Origin of the sequence: Paenibacillus peoriae (assembly GCF_022531965.1) — a bacterium.
GTDB classification, from domain to species: Bacteria; Bacillota; Bacilli; order Paenibacillales; family Paenibacillaceae; genus Paenibacillus; species Paenibacillus polymyxa_D.
The window spans coordinates 473080-492667 of sequence record NZ_CP092831.1 but is presented as its reverse complement, the minus strand read 5'-3'; the positions used below and the strand labels follow the sequence as shown (position 1 = coordinate 492667).

Genomic DNA, 19588 nt, shown 5'->3' with positions numbered 1-19588 from the left:
ATCTGCTTTATCCTTACGAATTTTAATCTCTTATATTTTATATATCGTATCGTCGCGGGCGTGACATTAGCTTTTCCGACGAATGTACTGTACTTTTTTTATTCATCGGTATTCCGGGGCGAAATCGTTTCCGGCACACGGAAGCTTACCGTCGTCCCTTGCATAGGATTACTTTCAATCCGCAGTCCTTCTCCATACATATGGATAAGACGGCGATGGATATTACGCAGTCCCACGCTGGAAGATATATGATCATCCGACAGCAGTTGTTCCAGTCGCTCCGGTGGAATCCCTACGCCGTCATCGGTCACGCTGACCACAAAATCGGTTCCATCCTCCTGCACAACCACTCGCACGGTTCCACCTGTTGCCCGTTGCATCACACCATGCCGTATCGCATTTTCCACGATGGGTTGAATACTTAACGGCGGGATGAGCGACCGGATGTTCCTCCCTACCTCTACGGTTACCTGCAAACGTTCTTCAAATCGTGCTTTTTCCAGTGCCACATACGATTCTACCAATTCCAGCTCCTTGGATAACGGTACCGTATTCTCCCTGTTCTGAAAATCAAAGCTCCCCCGCAAATACTGGCTTAGCTCCATGAGCAGCTCCGCTGCTTTGTCCGGGTCTACGGCTACGGTGGAAACAATGACATTCAAGGCATTGTACAGAAAATGCGGCTTGATTTGTGCCTGTAAAAAGGCCATTTCAGAACGCACCGCTTCCTCCGCTGAATGGCGCATGTTCAGCAGCGTGCGCACACGTGCCTTTAATTCCTCAGCATCAACAGGCTTACGTAGAAAATCATTCGCTCCGGCCATAAAACCTGCGCGGATATCGCCGGGCAGATCGCGTGCCGTCAGGAGCAACACCGGTAGCTCGGACAGGGAATACCGTTCCCTTATCCGTCGGCACAGCTCAATACCGGACATTTCCGGCATCATCCAGTCCGTAATGACCAGGTCAAATCGGGTACGGCCATTCAGCATGTGAAGTGCCTCCTCGGCATGATCCACAGCCACCACGCTACAACCTGTGGCATATAATAGTTCCTCCAGCACCCGAAGGTTAACCTCGTCGTCATCTACAGCCAGCACTTTGTAAGGGACAGTCTGGACTCGCTCCAGTGCATCCTCTTCATGCGGAATCACATTCTGACCCGACGTCACGCCAGGCTGCAATATAACCGCAGGCGAAACATCTTTTTGAGCTTCATGTCCCAACGTTCCGGTCTGCGCCAAGGGCAGTATAAAATAAAAGGTCGAACCCTTACCTAATCTAGATTCTACCCGGATATGACCCCCATGCAGTTCCACCAGACGACGGACTATGCCTAATCCAAGCCCTGTCCCACTGTATCCTTCATCCTCAGCATTCGCCCCTCGGTTAAAAGGTTCAAATATATGCGAAAGATGCTCCTGGGCAATACCGGAGCCGGTATCCTTTATACTGATTTCCATTTCACGGGTCCCCGCTTTGGCAGAGATTACGATTTTGCCTTCCTCCGTAAATTTCACCGCATTACCCAACAAATTGTATAAAATCTGAATCAGCCGATCCTCATCCGCATCTACTTTGGGCAACGAACTGGGCCATTCTTTGACGAATTGAAGCTTTTTCTTACCCACCGTATGCCCCAATACCTCAAGCACGGAATTCACAGCTGCCTGTACATTGACAGGCCGACGATTTAAGGCTAATCTGCCATTTTTCAAATTAGAAAAATCCAGAATATCGTTAATTAAATAAGAAAGTCTGCGTCCTACATTCGCAATCAAGGCCAAATTGTGCTTTTGCGGCTCATTGAATTGTGTCCCGTAGCGGTCTAGCATGGATTGAGCGATATTAATAATTCCATGCAGAGGAGTGCGCAGTTCATGTGACGTGTTCGCCAGAAATTCGTTTTTCAACCCATCCAGTGTGAGCAATCGTCGTGACAGGTTCTCAACCTCCATAAACGAATGTACAAAACGTTTGGCCAGCAGCAGCGTTTGAGCCAATACGAATATGAGCATTTCATAGGCTGTCACCCCACGTACATCTCCCCAGCCCAGAATATACACAAAACTAGTCACTACAATCATAAGAATGCTCATAATACTAATGACTAGCAGTGCAGCGTCATCCGTCTGTTGAAGAAGCCCACGAATCAAGATTAGTAACACGTATCCCACACTGACTACACCAAAAAGAAGAATAAACAATTCAAAGGATGAGAGTACCAATGTAGGCAAAAATAGCCCCATACCCAGCATCAGTGCGGTTGTAATATGATAGAAGCGCAGCACGATCCGATTCATAACAATCTGCGTCGAAAGATGAACATAGCGGATCAGAAAATAGTAGAACAGCGTTGAAGAGAACGACTGTATTTTTAGTATCCATTCATAAGGTAAATCTGGTATTCCCCAGGCTAGCAGCTTCTCTCCATGTGTCAGAATGTAAAATAATGCCGCGATGCAAGAGCATGCTAAGTAAAGCAGTGCCTTCTCTTTTTTACGTAAAAGGTACAGCATGATAAAAAATACGGTAGGGATAAAAAATCCTGCTACCAGTACGGTGTCCTCCGCCATCGCTACTTCCCGGCTATGCGTAATACTGGCATAATCCCCAAACAACAGCGGATAAATGATCCCACCGGAGGAATAGCTATAATTAGCTACATGCACGGTAATATCAGCCGAATGTCCATCTACCGCTGCAAATCCAACATAGGGAGCATTGCCCTGCTCGCCCTTGTCGGCTGAAACAGAGGGAATACCACTCGCCCCCACCTCTGCTCCGTCAATCCATACTCGGCTGGAGCTGCGAATATTTTGCATATGGATGCCATACAGATTTTCCACTTTTTCAGGTAACAGTAGACGGACATGGTAGGTGCCATATCCCGTCGCCTGTCCCTCAGGCATCCACTGATTCCATCTACCAGGCACATCCACAATCTTGGCAGGAGATCTCGTTTCCATCCCCAACTCTGAAGAACTCTGATGATTTTCCCAATCCTTATCTTGTATTCCATGAAAGGATGGAGGTTGCACAAGCTGATTGGGATAAAATTCCCATTCCCCTCCCAGCTGTACAGGGCCTTCCTTTTTGGGGTCCCAATTACGCAAATCAATAACGCCGTTGTGAGCTTTCCAATGACTGTTCCCGGATAAAACACCCGACACTAACGGATACACCGGCAACGCAACCGCAAGCAGAAGTATAATAAAAAATAAAACACCCTGTTTTTTCATAAATTCTCCGCTCTTTTCAATATCATCTATCTTCTAGTATCGGTTATTCTACCCAGCTGTATTAGAAGCGCTGCCCATGCAAAAAGGGACGCCCGCCGCAGACAAAAATCTGTGCGGAATCGTCCCCTTCTATACACCCTTGTACTTCCTGCATTTCCCTTATTAAGGAATCATAACGTCATCAATACTACCGCCAGGAATCGAGCTTGAATCGTCTCCACTGTTATCGCTCGGTGGCGTTGTTCCACCACTGCTGTCACCGCTTCCTGTTCCACTGCTATCGCTTGGCGGTGTTGCTCCACTGCTGCTGTCACCGCTTCCTGTTCCGTTGCTATCGCTCGGCGGTGTTGCTCCACCGTTGCTATCGCCGCTTCCTGTTCCGCTGTTATCGCTTGGCGGTGTTGGTCCACTGCTACTGTCGCCGCTTCCTGTTCCGTTGCTATCGCTCGGCGGTGTTGCTCCACTGCTGCTGTCGCTGCTTCCTGTTCCGTCGCTATCGCTCGGCGGCGTTGGTCGACCGTTACTGTCACTGCTTCCTGTTCCGCTGTTTTGTTGCTGGCTGGCTACAAAATCTTTATACTCCTGAATCGCATCTTCCAGATCCATGTAATTTTTCTTAAGTTCTGGCATAGGCAAATACTGGTCCAAACGATTGAATGCATCCACTACTCTGTGAAAGTAGACCGTCGTAGGATCTGTACCATTTACTGTAAGCAGATTGTTCGCAATGTTCTTAAGCTCATTGATATCAAGATCAGTTACGATCCATTTGAATTGGTAGTTCGCAAACGCTGTAATCAGATCCGTATTAGCTTGGTCTACCTGTACCTGTGTGCTATCCGGATTATTAAGCACAAGGTTTGCCAGATTAATCTGCCCTTGAAGTTCTTCGTTATCTTGTTCCGTATAATGACGGCCGAACGTCAAAATTTCATTATTGGCCAAATTGATATTGTGATTCAACAACGTAGTATCCACCGTTATAGGTGCAGCATACTGGCTCTGTACTTGTTGCAGCTCCTCATATACAGGAACAACGTCTTGTAATTCAAAGCTGGACAAGCCTAAGAAAGTAGAGGCATGCTCTGAAGCAGAAGACAAGGCTTGCTGAGCCTCAGCGCTTAATGCGCCTGAATTTTGCAGCAAAATTCCATTGATCGAAGTCTGCATTTCAATGACTTTGTCTCTCAATTGTAGTCTTTTCTCGTTATATTTTTCAAGATAGGTCCCTTTAGCCTGACTTAATTGATTATAAGAGATGACCAATTGCTCCTCAGGAGTAAATGGCATAATGAGTGCAAAGTTGGCTTGTCCTGTTTGTTGCTCTAAAGACAGCATTTCCGTATTCAAGTAATTACGAGCCACAGGGTTAGACAGCAGTTTTAGTTGAATATCTTGAACCAGCTGCTGCAGTTTTTCCCGAGTTGTAGCAGGCAATGGCACAGTGAACTCCGTAAGCCTTTGACTCAGCTCCATGTTCAAGTTCAATACGTCCTGCTGGGTCATAGCAGTGTGCATCTTCTCTGTATATTCCTGAATCAAGTTATCTAGTTCAGCATTTTGAGAACCATTCTGATCGTAGATAACCTGCGCTTCTTGTAAAGTATTCTTAAGCACCGAGAAGTCCGCTGCTTGCAGTGCCAAGAATGATTCTGTAGCAAGATCTATTTTTTGTGTCCATTCTTCCAACTGCTCAGTTGTAGCCAATGGATTCACATATACATTTGATCCTTCTCTTACTAAGGACTTGTAACGCGCTTTATCTGTTTTCAAATTATCCACACGATCCGTTACATCGACAAAATGCAGATAGGCATCTCTGAGTTTTACTGATGCTTTGTATACCTTTATTACTCGACGCAAGCTTTCTGCTTCCCGATCCACAATATTTTGAGGCGCATTTCCTTCCAACACATTGTTGCCAAATTGAATCGCTTGACTTAGTGAGTCGTCCCAAAGAGGTGGAAATTCATCACCAACCATTCGGTTTTGTTCAAGGGTAGTCGAAGCTAACTGAACCAGTCTAGTTAATTCCTGTGTTCCAATCACCGGCTCTGTGGCTGAGGTTGTGTACACAGAAACATCCTGTTTCAATGTGCTGAGCGCTTGATCTACTTCTGCCTGTGTAGCTGCCGTATTGTTCAGTACCAGCATAGCCTGATTGATTGCTATGGACAGGTTTTCCTTCGCTGCGACCGTGTAAAGCGCCTGATCCAGTCCACCCTCACCTGCACGCTCCAACAGTTCTTTGGCTGCATGGACTTCCGTCTCCAACTGACTGCGGTCTATACTGACGATATCACTGTCACGTTTTTTCTTATCTTTGCTATCTGTGTCCGTGACAACCGATCCAACAGAGGATGAGTTCTTCGTACCATTTACGAGACTAACAGCTTCCTTCATCGCATTATAGTTAACAATAACATCCTGCGGCTGTTTTTGTTCCGGCAGATTGAGCTGGTTGATTGCAGCCCCCTTGGCCAGTGTGATAAAAGGAACACCCACATATTGTGATGCATCCAGCAAACCAATACTTCCGCTCACCAACAGCTTGCCTAGTCCCTGTTGCAATGAAACACGACTAATCGCTGCATCCCCCTCGGTCCCGATCGATGCATCATTTTTCAGCGTAAGGTTGTCAATCTTTGTCGTCCCGGTTGCAGTCAGTTTGGCATCCTTGGAGCCCAGTTCTACACCGGACCATGTCGTATTTTCCAAAATGGCCGATACAGGCTGGGTCCCTGAGCCTTTGATTTCTAATACGCCTGTGGAGGACATGTTTTTCAAGGTTACCGAACCATTGACGATCAGGCGTCCATCAAAAGACACACCCTTACCGTCAAATACACCACCGTCTGCGTTAATTTCCAGCTTATTTACACCTGTGAGTGTACGCAAATTACGGTTAAGATCGATTTTTGCCCCTTTTAATACAGCTTTGTTATTTTCACCAAACAAGCCTTGCAAAGATCCTTCCAACTGGTACGGGATATTTCCGATTCGAACGGTATTGCCCTCTGATTTCACTTCTCCTACCGGATGATCCAGCAGGCTGACGAATACTTCTGCACCACTCTCCCGGTTCAATGGATTTTTCAAATCCGTTGCAGAAGCATTCTCTGATAACAGACCGTAGGAGCGGGCAACCTGAACTGCATTTTGCTGTGCATCCGCAGTACTTGTATCCTGCAAGTGCATTGCACGTACGAGCGAAACAATCAGTTCTTCCTTGGTAATGGCATCCCCCGGACGGAAGAGTTCTCCGTTACCTGTCATATACCCGGCTGCACGTACGGCCTCAATATAGGGAGCGCCCCATGCATCGGACGATACATCCATAAAGGAAGTCTGCGGCTGATTGTTAACTTCCAACTGGAACAGACCGCACAAAATTTTGGCCGCTTCAGCGCGGGTCAAATTCTTTTGTGCCATAAAATCGCCCTGATTACCACCTGTCATCAAACCCAAAGTACGAGCTTGTGCTACAAATCCAGTTTCACTTTGTGTATCTGCTGTCGCTGCATAAGCAGTCTGAGCGCCCCCCAGCCAAGGCAAAGATACGATGGAGCCTGAAGCAATCCCCAATACCATCGCAGATGCAATCCATTTATTTCGATTTTTAAGTTTCAACATTTCCACTCCTAGATGCTATTTATTGGCATATATCCTGTTTTATCAAAGTCTTTAGTCATGTTTAGTTCTACGGATTATGCAACCAAGGAACTATGCTAAGAGAATTATACGAAACCCCACTGAACCGATTCTGAACAATTAGTCCTATATGAAGGCATCACGCAACAAAATCGCTTGACTTGGAGTGAACTCCAAATGTAATAATATCCGGTGTAAGTAGCTGGAGTAGAACATTTGAAGAAAACAATATCTAGGAAAGAGAGGTATAATCAAATGGACTATATGAAACTTGGAAATACCGGCTTGGATGTATCCCGGCTTTGTCTTGGGTGTATGGGCTTTGGGGTTGCAGAACGATGGATTCATCCATGGATATTAGATGAAGAGCGCAGTCGTCCCATTATAAAAAAGGCCCTGGAGCTAGGCATCAATTTTTTTGATACCGCGAATGTATATTCAGACGGAACTAGCGAAGAAATCGTCGGACGGGCTTTAAAAGATTTTGCGAATCGAGATGAAATTGTCCTTGCAACGAAGGTTCATTTCCGTATGCATCAAGGCCCCAATGGTGCGGGACTTTCTCGAAAGGCTATTATGAGTGAAATCGATAAGAGCCTTAAGCGACTGGGGACAGATTATGTGGATCTGTACCAAATTCATCGCTGGGATTACACTACCCCTATTGAAGAGACGATGGAAGCATTACATGATGTGGTGAAGGCTGGGAAGGCAAGATATATCGGAGCTTCTGCCATGTACGCATGGCAGTTTCTAAAGGCTTTGCATATAGCTGAGAAGAATGGATGGACCCGGTTTGTATCGATGCAAAATCATTTAAACCTCTTATATCGTGAAGAGGAGAGAGAGATGCTGCCGCTTTGTAAGGAAGAAAAAATCGGTGTGATTCCATACAGCCCGCTTGCAGGTGGAAGATTGACGCGTGATGCGCAGGAAACAACACATCGTTCCGAAACCGATCAAGTGGCGAAATCTAAATACGATGCGACTGCAGATACCGATCGATTGATCGTGGAGCAGGTTGCGGCCATCGCAGAAAAACGTGGAGTTCCACGCGTTCAAATCGCACTTTCCTGGTTGCTACAGAAAGAACCGGTAACAGCTCCGATTATCGGTGCTACGAAAACGTCTCATCTTGAAGATGCAGTAGCTGCTCTTTCGATTACGTTAACACCTGAAGAAATCGCATTGCTGGAAGAGCCGTATGTTCCTCATCCGGTAGTTGGCGCCCAGTAAATATGGAGGAAATGACAGTTTCGAAATAAGAAACGACAAGAACGCCCTATCCATTTACATAGGGCGTTTCTTGATCAGAAATCAGGAGGTGAAGTCTGCATGTTGATCGCAGAAGTAAGCAAAAAATTCGAACTATCTCAGGATACACTCCGCTATTATGAACGCATCGGACTTATTCCGCGTGTGAACCGTAATAAAAGTGGCATCAGAGATTACACGGAAGAAGATTGCAGATGGGTTGAATATATTAAATGTATGCGAGAAAAGAACTCCTAATAGAGCAGCGCAAGCAGCTCATTGCAAAAATGAAAGATATGAACAACGTATTGGAACGCATGGATTATAAAATTACAAGCTATGAACAGACAATAGGTGAAAAAAAACATCTAATTTAACCCCTGCGTGCTTTACGGGACAATAGGTTCCCCAAGGACTGAACACCTTGTACAAACAAGACTAGAATGATGACGGTAATCAGCATAACCAGCGTATCAAAACGTTGATAGCCATATGCGATCGCCAGATCGCCAATTCCGCCTCCGCCGACCGCACCAGCCATAGCAGTAGCACCAATCAGACCAATGGCTGCTGTCGTTAACGACAAAATCAGAGAACTGAATGCCTCAGGAAGCAAAAAGTATCGAATGACCTGGAACGGGGTCGCCCCCATCGCATCTGCTGCCTCCAATATCCCCGGATTCACCTCCAACAGCGAGTTTTCGACCAGCCTTCCGATATATGGCGCAATATATATAATCAAGGGGACAATTGCCGCGCTGGTCCCAATGGATGTATGCACAATCAGACGGGTTAACGGAATGATCGCAATCAGCAAGATAATAAACGGTAAGGAACGAACAATGTTAATGATCGGATTCAAAATATTGTGCAGCCATTTGTTCTCCAGAATTCCGCCCGGGCGTGTGATGACGAGTAAAATACCGATAGGGATACCGATCAGGGCGCCAATGAATAAGGATATGCTGACCATGAGCACGGATTCATACAAAGCTTCCCACAGTTGATCCCAGGTTATCGTGGTTCCTGTAATCATCATAGACTCTCTACCTCCTGAATGTGGACTCCTTTGCTCTTGATAAAATCAACAGCCTGCTGAATGGAATGCTGCCCACCACGCAGTTGGATTGTCATATAGCCAATCGTCGTTTCTTGAATCTCCGTCATATTGGCAAACAAAATGTTCACATGGATATCATGCTGCCGAATTAATTCATGAACCACCGGATCAGAAGCAACCTGTCCTATAAATTCCAGCTTGTAAATCCGCTGTGATTCTTGCTGTTCGAACGTTTGTAGCACACTCTCGGGTACTGCATCGTGAATGACCGTGCGTACAAAGCTCTGCGTCGTTGGGTGCTGCGGCTGTCCGAATACCTCCAGGACATTGCCCTGCTCGATGATTTCCCCTTTTTCCATTACGGCAACCTTGTTGCAAATTCGCTGAATCACCGACATCTCATGGGTAATGATCAATATGGTGATCTTGTATTCCTTGTTGATTTTGCGAAGCAAGTCGAGAATAGACTGCGTGGTCTGCGGATCAAGTGCCGAGGTCGCCTCATCACAGAGCAAAATGGACGGGTTGCTCGCAAGCGCCCGTGCAATCCCGACACGTTGCTTTTGTCCGCCGGAAAGCTCGTTGGGATAGCTGTTCGCCTTGTCCGACAATCCTATGAACGCCAAAAGCTCTTTCACACGCCCCTCTATTTCGCGTTTGTTGCGCTTAAGCAGCACCAACGGAATTGCAATGTTGTCGAACACCGTTTTTGATTCCAGCAGATTAAAATGCTGAAAAATCATTCCAATCTTTTTCCTTACCTTCCGCAGTCCAGAGGTCGAATAGGTATTTAACTGCTCCCCTTCAACAAGAACCTCTCCGCTGGTTACTTTCTCAAGACGATTGACCAGACGGATTAGCGTACTTTTCCCTGCGCCACTGAATCCGATAAATCCGAAGATGTCCCCTTTATCCACTTTGATATTTATATTTTTTAACGCTTCAATACTTAGGCCTTTTCTCACGTAGGTTTTAGATACATTCCTAAGTTCAATCATGAGTCCTAACTCCTTCCGTTCTTACAAGTATGTAGGATATTCTGAGCTGATGCTTTTCTTCGGCATAAACGATCGAATTAAATCCGAGTATTCTAGTGAGTTTTATAAAGTATACTACTTCGATTTAATATTCATGTCAATATGAGTTTTACATTCGGTCAAAGCATGTCCTTGCATAAATCAGTACGATATTGCAGATGGTATGAAATATGTCGAAGCATACACACCTTACCCGAACGGGACGAAAGCGGAGGAAAATAGATGAAGCGAATATTTACCTTGTGGCTATGCATTGCAGTAACGGGTATGTTGGCAGTTACGGCGGAACCCGCATGGGCTACTCAGACTGTTGACGGACAGCCTTATCATTTTGGGTTTAAAAAAAGTAAAGGAGGGGAGCTGCCTTCCATCGCACAAGAAGGCTTTATGCACCTGATCGAAAGACAAGATGGCATCTTTCTGGGGGATACGACTAAAAAAGAATTATTTCTCACTTTCGACAACGGCTATGAGAATGGGTATACTCCGAAAGTGCTGGATGTATTGAAGGCCAAAAAGGTTCCGGCCGCCTTCTTTGTGACGGGGCATTTTGTAAAAGACCAGCCAGCTTTGATGCGACGCATGGCGAGTGAGGGCCATATTATCGGCAACCATTCATGGAGCCATCCTGATATGAGCACCATTTCTTCGGCAGAGATCCGGTCTGAGCTGGATCGGGTACGAAATGCATCGGCAGAGCTAACCGGGCAAAAAGAAATGAAATATGTCCGGCCGCCTCGCGGCATTTTTAGTGAAAAAGCATTGGCTTCCTGTCGAGAAGCCGGATATACGAGCGTATTCTGGTCTGTGGCTTACAAGGACTGGGACACAAAAATTCAGCAAGGAACGGACTATGCCTATCGTCAAGTCATGCAGCAGCTCCACCCTGGAGCGGTCATTTTGCTCCATTCCGTATCCAAGGATAATGCCGAGGCGCTTGCTTCTATCATCGACGAGGCTCGCAAGCAAGGGTATGAGTTTAAAAGTCTAGACGACCTTAAGGTGAAACATTATCACTAAAAAGTAACTACATTTAATGAGACCATATCATAATGAGCCCGATCCACACCTGCCCATGGTAGCCAGTGTGGATTGGGCTTTTTAGTTTACTCCAAGGAAGGGAAGGCTCTATGGGCCTTCCCTTCCTTTTACCATTCTAAAGATAGCAAAGCCTAATGCATGGTTAGCTTATACACTCTGGCTTCATAAGGCCGCAGCTTCAAGGCATGCAGTTGTTCCCCTTGTACCGGTTCGTAGTTGGAGAGAAGTAGTTCCGCCTTGGCGGCAGGAAGCTCCTCACCTTCGGGCCAGTGGAACACCGGATCACGGTCAAAGAAATTCAAAATGACCAGCAAACGCTCTTTTCCCAACATACGAGTGAATACATACAGCTCTGTATCCAGTGGCAACAGAAGCTTGTATTCGCCATAGACTATGACCTCATGTTGTTTGCGCAGAGCAATCAACTTACGATAATAGTGGAAAATCGAGCCTGGATTATTTCTTTCAGCCTCTGCATTAATGTGTGTGTAGTTATCGTTAATCTTCATCCACGGCTCTCCATCGGTAAATCCGGCCGCAGGACCAGCATCCCACTGCATAGGAGTGCGTGCATTATCCCGGCTTTTTCGCCAGATTGCCGCCATAATCTGCTCCTCCGGCTCACCAATCTTTCGTTGCTGCTCATAATAGTTTAACGTTTCCACATCCCGATAATCATCAATCGACGGGAATGCAATATTCGTCATCCCAATTTCCTCACCCTGATAAATATAAGGCGTACCCTCAAGCATATGTGTGAAGGTTGCCAGCATTTTGGCGGATTCCACACGATATTGTCCATCATTCGCAAATCTGGAGAGAGCCCGAGGTTGATCATGATTGTTGAGATAATTGGCATTCCATCCTTCCTGATGAAGCACTGTCTGCCAACTGCTCATTATTTTTTTCAGCTCCACCAGCGTCCATGGCTTGGATTTCCATTTTTCCGTCCCTAGCCCTTGTGCATCAATAAACATGTGTTCAAACTGGAAGACCATATTCAATTCATGCCGCTGGTCTCCCACATAATCAAGCGCCTGTTCCGGTCCTAAGCCAGACGTTTCGCCAACTGTCATTAAGGGATAACATTCCAGCACCTTTTCATTCAGCATCCGTAGAAGCACATGTACCTGTTCCAGATTGGAAAAGAGCTGATAAGCCCGTACCAAGGTTCGTTTGTCGGGATTATCGGCATCCGGCAGCCCTTCGGCTTTGACAATATGGGCAATAGCGTCAAAACGGAAGCCATCGACTCCCTTTTTCAGCCACCATTCCACCATGCGGTAGAGCTCGCCCACCATCTCTTCATTTTCCCAGTTCAGATCCGGCTGATGCTCGGAATATAGATGCATGTAATATTCGTCTGTAAGCTTGTCATATTTCCACACTGAGCCAGAAAAATACGATTCCCAGTTGTTCGGATATCCGCCATTTTTGCCTGTTCGCCATATGTAGTAGTCCCGCTTCGGATTATCCTTGGACGAGCGTGACTCCGTAAACCACGGATGCTCATCCGATGTATGGTTTAATACCAAATCCATCATGATTTTGATACCTCGTTCATGCGCCTGGTGAAGCAGTTCATCAAAATCCTCCATTGTTCCAAACTCATCCATAATGGCATAATAATCGCTAATATCATATCCATTATCGTGATTGGGCGATTTATATACCGGACAAATCCAGATAACATCAATACCCAGTTCACACAAATAATCCAACCTGGACAAAATGCCTCGCAAGTCCCCTTTACCGTCTCCGTCAGAATCCTGAAAACTGATCGGGTAAATCTGATATACAACGGCTTCCTTCCACCATATTTTTTTAGGCATGTTTCCCTCCTGTAGCTTCTCTGTACATCCAATAGCTTATGCTCTTAACATACACGCAATACCTGGCTGCGAATCGTTGGTGATTGGGAACAAGAGTCTTGTAAGCTTGCTTCGACGCATTAGCAGATCCGCTATAATCTGCGGAGGTTTATTTTAAAAAAATATTTTGTAAAACAGGTTGTATAAATGGATCTGGCGTTACCTATATTTATGAACTGCCCATATACATGTACCCAAAGCGGTGCCACTTTTGAATAAAAGGAGGAATTTACATGAACCATCGATCCAAGGAGCCAAAGGATCTGATTGTGGAAACTGCCGTGATCCCGCCCAACATCCATGTGGATGTGGAGTCAGCCACTGAGGGCGGAACACGCCGCCTGATGCTTAGCGATAACCCGGAGACGCTTACCCATGTGACGGTACCTACCGAGCAAGCCACCCTGTGGCATGACATGGTTCGCTCGACAACCCGAACAGTCAAACATCGCATTTTCGGCTGGCATTATAACAAAATCGACAGCCCTGTTAAACTGGGCATCACTGTAGAGAACAGGAGCGCTGCTAAACTGGAAGTACGCCATATTGAACGCGCTCTTAAGATTGTGCCTGAGGACGGCAACTGGATTATTGATGTCGGGCAGTCTATTGCCAAAAGCTGTTTGGCGGGTACGATGGAACGTGTGAGGCCAGCAGACCGTCATAAATTCGGCAAAGGCACCGCTCTGCTGGAGGAATTTGAGCTGCCCGAGGGATCGCTGGCCGGATTCATCTATGACCTTACCGTAGAATTTGCTGAAGGCCACGGTACGCTGGATTATGTGATTCGCACCGTGATCAGCAAGGACACGCAGACCGATCTGCGCCAGATTCATATGGATGCGCTTCCTCCCGTACCTCCACCACAGGCGCATCCACGAGGGGTGTGGTCCTTTTCCGAAACGAATGCGCGGATGCCAGAGTACGTGGTGGGACAGAGCGCAAACTATCGGGCGTGTGCCACCAAAAAGCTGAACGGTGAGGCTCCTGCCGATCTGCTGTTTACCGGGGCACGCAGCGAGCTGGGGCCTGCGCTAGATAATCGCGGACAATTCGGAACCATATACAACGCGACCATTCCCATCGTTAACGACAGTGACGAGGTACGTATCGTCAGAATCTACGCGAATCCACGTGGGGGCGCGTTCGCCGGGGCTGTACGCGTGGATGATCGTGTATATGGTATCCCTTTGCTACGAGATAATACCAAGGTATGCCGATTAGCTGATATCAGCGTTCCCCCCGGCAGATCCAGCTATTCTCTCAGCTTCATGGTTGCAGGTAGCGCAACTACGCCGCTAGGTCTGTACGTCATTACACTATAGCTGTGCTCACGATGACTGGATGAGCGAACGTGGGGCCAAAATGTTACGGGATATGGTCTCCTCTATAGTAAATGGAGCTGTCCCAAAGTGGTTTTAAACTTTATTGGACAGTCACGCTTCATCATTAGTATAAAAAAGCGCGAGTGCAAGGGTTATTCCCCCCCGTAGCTCGCGCTTTGGTTCATGCTCACCCATTTGAGCAGGTTATGGTCAAGCGAAGGCACGAGCCCTCTCGCCGCCATACCCGGCATCGGCGATGACCATACCCGGTCACCCGGTTTGTGTCAGAATAAATATCGCTCTATTTGAACCGCTGGACCTGCCTCGAAGGCATAATGGTCAACTCTGGAATATTGACATGCTCCGGCTGCTCTAGTGCATAAAGGGCAGCTTCTGCAACATCATCGGGATGCAGCGGCAAAACGCTCGAAGCAAACGCCCGAATTTCCTGCTCGGGATATCCGGCCACCTGCGAAAACTCCGTCGCCACCGCCCCGGGGTGAATCGCAGTTACACGAATTCCTTGCGTACTGGTCTCCAAACGCAATGCAGAGGCTATGGCGCTAACGCCGTACTTGGTAGCGCTGTATAGTCCTCCTCCGGCAACCACTTCCTTCGCTGCAATAGAGGAGACAATGACAACATCCCCCTTGGCCTGTTCCCTCATTGGCTGAAGTCCGTACTTCAGTGTCAGGACAAGACCGTGCACATTCGTCTTGTAAAGCTCCTCCCAGCGTTCCAGTTCCACCTCTGCCAGCGGACTTCGATACCCGAAGCCGGCATTGGCAACGATAATGTCAAGCCGCCCCCAGCGTTCAAGAATGGCGTGGACCGCCTGCTGTATGTCTTCAGCCTTTTGGATATCGGCAGGTATTGCCATGACCTCATACAATTCCTCTTGGTGCAAGTCGCGAACCAATTCATCCAATCGCTCCTGACGGCGCGCCAATACAGCTACATACGCGCCACGCTTTGCCAGTTTTTTTGCAATCGATGCCCCAATGCCGCTGCTTGCGCCTGTTACCAAAGCTACTTTCCCGGCCAGGCTTTCCTTCGCTTTCCAGGATAATTTCAACTCATCCAATATCATGTTAAACCCTCCCCAAGCTTATTTGGTTAAAAGCACTCGATGAACACCCTGGCTGCCTCCAGGAGCTGTACCTATATATAAATATCCGTCATGGTTTACAGCCGTGGTTACCCCATAAAGCGAGCCTTCAGGATCATGCCAGCTTCCGATGAATTTACCCTGCGGATTAAGCTCCACAGCAAGTCCATGCTTCACAGGTGCGCTTGCACCGCTGAGCAGCGATTGAGGCAATTTGGCCATCATTCCAGCCAGCCACGGGCTTCCATGCATCTGATCTACAAAGGGAATACGTGTCGTGAAGAGACCGACCCAGAAATGGCCTTGATCATCACGCGTAATGTTATCCGGAAAACCGGCGAGATTATCCGCAAAAATATCCGAAGTCCCCTTCTTCGGCCCTTTGAGCCAGTATCGGGTCAATTGGTAGTGATACGACTCTGCCACAAGTACAAAATCTTCGTCCGCAGACAAGGCAACCCCGTTCGCAAAATAAAGGCCTTCCAACAGAACTGTCGTCTGCTTGGTCGCTGGATCATATTTCAGCAAACGTCCATGCGGCTTGTTCTCGGCGATTTCTTTGAAGACTACACTGCCATAATTGGAGGTGTCAGAAAAATAAATAGTACCATCTTTGGCAATATCCAGTTCGTTGGCCAAATAGATCGGTGTGTCGTCGACTTGATTGGCCAACACCGTCACGTTTCCGGAAGGATCTACCGACAGTAGCCCCTTCTTAACATCCGTAACGATCAGATTTCCACTTGCGTCAAACATAAGTCCATTGGGCGTTCCTTTGGTATCTGCATATAGCTGGGCCTTTTGCGGATTGCCCTTTGTATCAAAGGCAACCTTATAAATTTTCCCGTCGGAGTCTCCCGTATATAAATTTCCTTCCTTGTCAAAGGTGATAAATTCCGGAAACTTAGGGGCATCTGTAACAAGCTCGGCGGAGCTGAGTTTGTTGTTTTGTTGCCATGGACCCGCTTGTTCAAAAGAGGGGGCCGAAGGTGCAAGCCATTTTGCAGGCTGTACAGGGGAAGGGATGAGCATAAAAATAACCACTCCCAGAAGGATTACCGACAGCAGCGATAATCCGGTTCTGCGTACCCACTTACGCGGTTTTTTATTCTTTCTTTCTTGAGAATCTTTGACAGATAAATCAGGTTTACTGGGCATTAGAGTGCCTCCTATGTAATGTGAATAATATTTCAGCATTTTGCATAATTCAATTCCCAACGCTCGAAAGTACACTATATAGACGAACTAAACCGTTTCGATCTATATAGTGCTGATTTGAAATTGCTCTTGGGATTTATGCAAAATGCTCATTTATATTTGAACGACGATTTTACCGAAATACTGTTTTCCTTCAGCCAAAAGTGCGAAGGCTTCGCCGATTCGGCTGAGCGGGAATACCCGGTCGATGACAGGATGTAAACGATGGCGGGAAATGGCACGATTCATGTTTTCGAAATGTTCCCGGTTACCAACCTGGCTGCCGCGAATCGTCGCAGCCTTCTGCAAAATGCTGGTGACATCGAACTCAGGAATGGTCAAGCCCGATAAGAATCCGACCATGCTCACAGTCCCTCCAGTACGAAGTGCATTGATGGATTGCGCCATTGTTGCCGCTCCCCCTACATCCAGAACATGGTCGACTCCGCCGCCTGTCAGCTCCAGAGCTACCTTATCCCACTCTGGAACCTCCGAATAGTTGATTGTCTGCCATGCGCCGAGAGCCTTTGCCCGTTCCAGCTTGTCATTGCTGCTCGATGTGATAATTACCCGTGCTCCCGCCATCAGAGAGAATTGAAGCCCAAAGATGGAAACACCGCCTGTTCCTTGCAAGAGCACCGTATCTCCCGCTCGTAGCCCACCGGATTCCATCAGCATGCTCCATGCGGTTAATGCCGCAATCGGCAAAGTGGAAGCCTCCTCCCAAGATAGATGATCCGGAATGGCGACGACCCCTTCTTCATGCAGAACGATATATTCAGCCGCCACTCCACTGAGCGGGCCTCCCAGACTGTCCTTTAAGACCTCCGCTCTCGTGCTCCCGCCAATGAATTTCTGTTGTAAATTTGCCGCTACCCTTTGTCCAACCTGAAATTTTGTCACCCCTTCGCCCACAGCTACAATTTCACCCGCTCCATCGGATAACGGAATGAAGGGAAATTGAATGCCGATCGGCATGACTCCGTTGATAACTACCAAATCACGGTAATTGAGGGACGCTGCCCTTATGCGGATCAGAACTTCCAGCCGTCCAGGCACCGGTGTGTCAAGTTCCGTCAAGGTTAACTCTTCAAAGCCAAAACCGTTTTTCAGTTGCACTGCTTTCATTTTGGTTGTCCTCCCTCTATTGTTAAACCTTTTACCTAATATAGATACATCGTATCACCAAGGAAACAATGTTTCCTATATAGTACACTGTATCCAATTGTCTTCAAAACGTCAATCTTTACTTTTAAAAAAAACGGTCGTAAACTGCTTCCGGGCTTTTAACGTCCCTTACCAAGTAAAATTGGAGACTGGATGGCTTTGCTTGCCAGAGCTTGTTCAGGTGGGCAAGCATGACCAAAAAACGCGAGTTGCAGGGGTGAAATAACCTCTGCACTCGCGTTTTTTACATTAATGCTTATACGACAGCCTTATTTAAGCTCCAATTTTTATAAACTACATCTACTTAAATTTGTTCCTGACTATATTACGCTGCTAAGCATAAAATTGGAGGGCGGACCGGGCTCCGGCTTTCCAAACAAATAACCCTGAGCCAGTGACACACCTGCTTCACGACAAAATTCAAAATCCTCTATCTGCTCTACTCCTTCAGCCAACACTTGGCCTCCAAAACGAAAAGCCGATTCTACAATTCCTGTGATTTGCCGCTTCTGATTACTGTTACTATGACAGCCGTCAATTATACTACGGTCAATTTTGACATAATCCGGCTGAAGGCAATTCATAAGCTCTGTCGTAGAATAGCCTGCCCCCACATCGTCCAGGGCAACTGAAACTCCTCGATTACGATACTGCTCAAAGATATGATGCAAAAAATTAAGGTCGTCTATCTCTTCCGTTTCTACGACCTCAAATACAAAATCCTTCGTACTCATGGATAACCGATCAATCGTCTCAAAGGTGTGATTCAAGCAATAAGCCGGATTATAAATGGTGGAAGGGAGAAAGTTAATAAAACGTTTAATCCCCGCCGGAAGGCATGTTGCACTTTTTTCAATAGCGGAAAAACGAGCCGAGCGATCCAGATGAGCATGCAAGCCAGCTTCACGGGCGATTTCAAACAGTCGGAAAGGCTGAAAAGGTCTTTCCGCATGTGACGGACGCAGCAAAAACTCAAACCCGATAATATCCAGCTTGTGGTCAACAATAGGCTGCATATGGCTGGAAAAACTTTGATCCTTAATAATACTCACGATATCCGGATGTTGCAGTCTGGCTTGCAATTGACTAAATAAAAGCCAGTCCTCATATCCTTCGACATGATGCAAGCCAGTCACCACAACTTGTATATGGTTCAAGTATTCCTGCGGCAGACGAGCCAGTCCGTTAACCAGCTGTTCCAACTCTGAACGGCTCTCATAGCGAAACTCTATGCCGCCCTCACGCTCATGTTGCTGCTTCATTTGTTCCGATAGCATACCCAAACCATCTAATGCTGGAGTAAGCGACACCCTGGAATACCTAATTCTAAGCAATCCTTGATCCTTTATAGGTAATATGATGCTGCAATTGCTGCATGTCATAATGGTCCTCCTCGGAACAATTTTCCGGTTTTTTCACCATTATATCACAAATAACTAGAACAAAAGTACTATATAATTACGTTTTTTTACAAAAAAGCAGCTTTTTTTAACGATAACTTAGGACTTAAGTACATATTCGACAAAAACAAAACCTTTTTACACTCATAATAATTCGGGGCTGTTTTTTGATATTAAAAAAAGCAGCAAATCTCTTGGTTAAAGAGACTTGCTGCTTCATTCTGATATTAAACGA

General features: G+C 46.7%; 12 protein-coding genes and 1 pseudogene. 4 read left to right on the top strand and 9 right to left on the bottom strand.

The features are described from left to right. Positions 1-98: 98 nt before the first annotated feature. A complete protein-coding gene (locus MLD56_RS02160) occupies positions 99-3242 on the bottom strand; it encodes an ATP-binding protein (RefSeq protein ID WP_029514707.1) in 3144 nt (1047 codons plus the stop codon). A gap of 162 nt (positions 3243-3404) precedes the next feature. Then, positions 3405-6875, bottom strand: a complete 3471-nt coding sequence (locus MLD56_RS02155; protein WP_049816860.1) for an S-layer homology domain-containing protein — start codon at positions 6873-6875, stop codon at positions 3405-3407. A gap of 273 nt (positions 6876-7148) precedes the next feature. Between MLD56_RS02155 and MLD56_RS02150 the strand changes: the two genes are divergently transcribed. Continuing rightward, complete coding sequence (locus MLD56_RS02150; protein ID WP_029514705.1) at positions 7149-8129, top strand: aldo/keto reductase; 981 nt, start codon at positions 7149-7151, stop codon at positions 8127-8129. 99 nt (positions 8130-8228) lie between these two features. Next, positions 8229-8524 (top strand): annotated as a pseudogene (locus tag MLD56_RS02145) (MerR family transcriptional regulator). Here MLD56_RS02145 and MLD56_RS02140 read toward each other — a convergent pair. Together MLD56_RS02140 and MLD56_RS02135 are read right to left on the bottom strand one after the other, a co-directional pair. After that, positions 8521-9186 carry a methionine ABC transporter permease gene (locus MLD56_RS02140; RefSeq protein WP_029514704.1) on the bottom strand — a complete coding sequence of 222 codons (666 nt, stop codon included), beginning with the start codon at positions 9184-9186 and terminating at the stop codon, positions 8521-8523. The pseudogene MLD56_RS02145 and the gene MLD56_RS02140 sit on opposite strands and share 4 nt — an antisense overlap. Beyond that, positions 9183-10205, bottom strand: coding sequence for a methionine ABC transporter ATP-binding protein (locus tag MLD56_RS02135; RefSeq protein WP_025722905.1), 1023 nt, complete (start codon positions 10203-10205; stop codon positions 9183-9185). Before MLD56_RS02135 ends, MLD56_RS02140 begins: the two co-directional genes overlap by 4 nt. A gap of 261 nt (positions 10206-10466) precedes the next feature. On the opposite strand from MLD56_RS02135, the gene pdaA reads away from it, so the two are divergent. Then, the gene (gene pdaA, locus MLD56_RS02130; protein ID WP_029514703.1) at positions 10467-11264 is read left to right on the top strand and encodes a delta-lactam-biosynthetic de-N-acetylase; all 798 of its coding nucleotides are present in this window, start codon (positions 10467-10469) and stop codon (positions 11262-11264) included. A 152-nt stretch (positions 11265-11416) separates the two neighbouring features. Here the strand turns inward: pdaA and MLD56_RS02125 are convergent, their stop codons facing one another. Then, positions 11417-13117, bottom strand: coding sequence for a glycoside hydrolase family 13 protein (locus MLD56_RS02125; RefSeq protein ID WP_029514702.1), 1701 nt, complete (start codon positions 13115-13117; stop codon positions 11417-11419). 272 nt (positions 13118-13389) lie between these two features. On the opposite strand from MLD56_RS02125, the gene MLD56_RS02120 reads away from it, so the two are divergent. After that, positions 13390-14481, top strand: a complete 1092-nt coding sequence (locus tag MLD56_RS02120) for a hypothetical protein (RefSeq protein ID WP_029514701.1) — start codon at positions 13390-13392, stop codon at positions 14479-14481. A 301-nt stretch (positions 14482-14782) separates the two neighbouring features. On the opposite strand, the gene MLD56_RS02115 is transcribed toward MLD56_RS02120, so the two are convergent. From MLD56_RS02115 to MLD56_RS02100, 4 genes are all read right to left on the bottom strand, one after another. Then, positions 14783-15571, bottom strand: coding sequence for an SDR family oxidoreductase (locus MLD56_RS02115; protein ID WP_029514700.1), 789 nt, complete (start codon positions 15569-15571; stop codon positions 14783-14785). Between the two features lie 18 nt (positions 15572-15589). Then, a complete protein-coding gene (locus tag MLD56_RS02110; protein ID WP_029514699.1) occupies positions 15590-16747 on the bottom strand; it encodes an SMP-30/gluconolactonase/LRE family protein in 1158 nt (385 codons plus the stop codon). A 153-nt stretch (positions 16748-16900) separates the two neighbouring features. Beyond that, positions 16901-17914 (bottom strand): zinc-dependent alcohol dehydrogenase family protein, encoded by a 1014-nt coding sequence (locus MLD56_RS02105; RefSeq protein ID WP_029514698.1) that lies wholly within the window; start codon positions 17912-17914, stop codon positions 16901-16903. Between the two features lie 359 nt (positions 17915-18273). Further along, positions 18274-19335 (bottom strand): EAL domain-containing protein, encoded by a 1062-nt coding sequence (locus MLD56_RS02100; RefSeq protein ID WP_029514697.1) that lies wholly within the window; start codon positions 19333-19335, stop codon positions 18274-18276. Positions 19336-19588: the final 253 nt, after the last annotated feature.

What these genes read in the sequence shown, in the direction of transcription:
- MLD56_RS02125 (WP_029514702.1), bottom strand. Translation starts at nt 13,117, where the DNA reads ATGCCTAAAAAAATATGGTGGAAGGAAGCCGTTGTATATCAGATTTAC.
- MLD56_RS02120 (WP_029514701.1), top strand. Translation starts at nt 13,390, where the DNA reads ATGAACCATCGATCCAAGGAGCCAAAGGATCTGATTGTGGAAACTGCC.
- MLD56_RS02135 (WP_025722905.1), bottom strand. Translation starts at nt 10,205, where the DNA reads ATGATTGAACTTAGGAATGTATCTAAAACCTACGTGAGAAAAGGCCTA.
- MLD56_RS02105 (WP_029514698.1), bottom strand. Translation starts at nt 17,914, where the DNA reads ATGAAAGCAGTGCAACTGAAAAACGGTTTTGGCTTTGAAGAGTTAACC.
- MLD56_RS02155 (WP_049816860.1), bottom strand. Translation starts at nt 6,875, where the DNA reads ATGTTGAAACTTAAAAATCGAAATAAATGGATTGCATCTGCGATGGTA.
- MLD56_RS02115 (WP_029514700.1), bottom strand. Translation starts at nt 15,571, where the DNA reads ATGATATTGGATGAGTTGAAATTATCCTGGAAAGCGAAGGAAAGCCTG.
- MLD56_RS02150 (WP_029514705.1), top strand. Translation starts at nt 7,149, where the DNA reads ATGGACTATATGAAACTTGGAAATACCGGCTTGGATGTATCCCGGCTT.
- MLD56_RS02160 (WP_029514707.1), bottom strand. Translation starts at nt 3,242, where the DNA reads ATGAAAAAACAGGGTGTTTTATTTTTTATTATACTTCTGCTTGCGGTT.
- MLD56_RS02100 (WP_029514697.1), bottom strand. Translation starts at nt 19,335, where the DNA reads ATGACATGCAGCAATTGCAGCATCATATTACCTATAAAGGATCAAGGA.
- MLD56_RS02140 (WP_029514704.1), bottom strand. Translation starts at nt 9,186, where the DNA reads ATGATGATTACAGGAACCACGATAACCTGGGATCAACTGTGGGAAGCT.
- pdaA (WP_029514703.1), top strand. Translation starts at nt 10,467, where the DNA reads ATGAAGCGAATATTTACCTTGTGGCTATGCATTGCAGTAACGGGTATG.
- MLD56_RS02110 (WP_029514699.1), bottom strand. Translation starts at nt 16,747, where the DNA reads ATGCCCAGTAAACCTGATTTATCTGTCAAAGATTCTCAAGAAAGAAAG.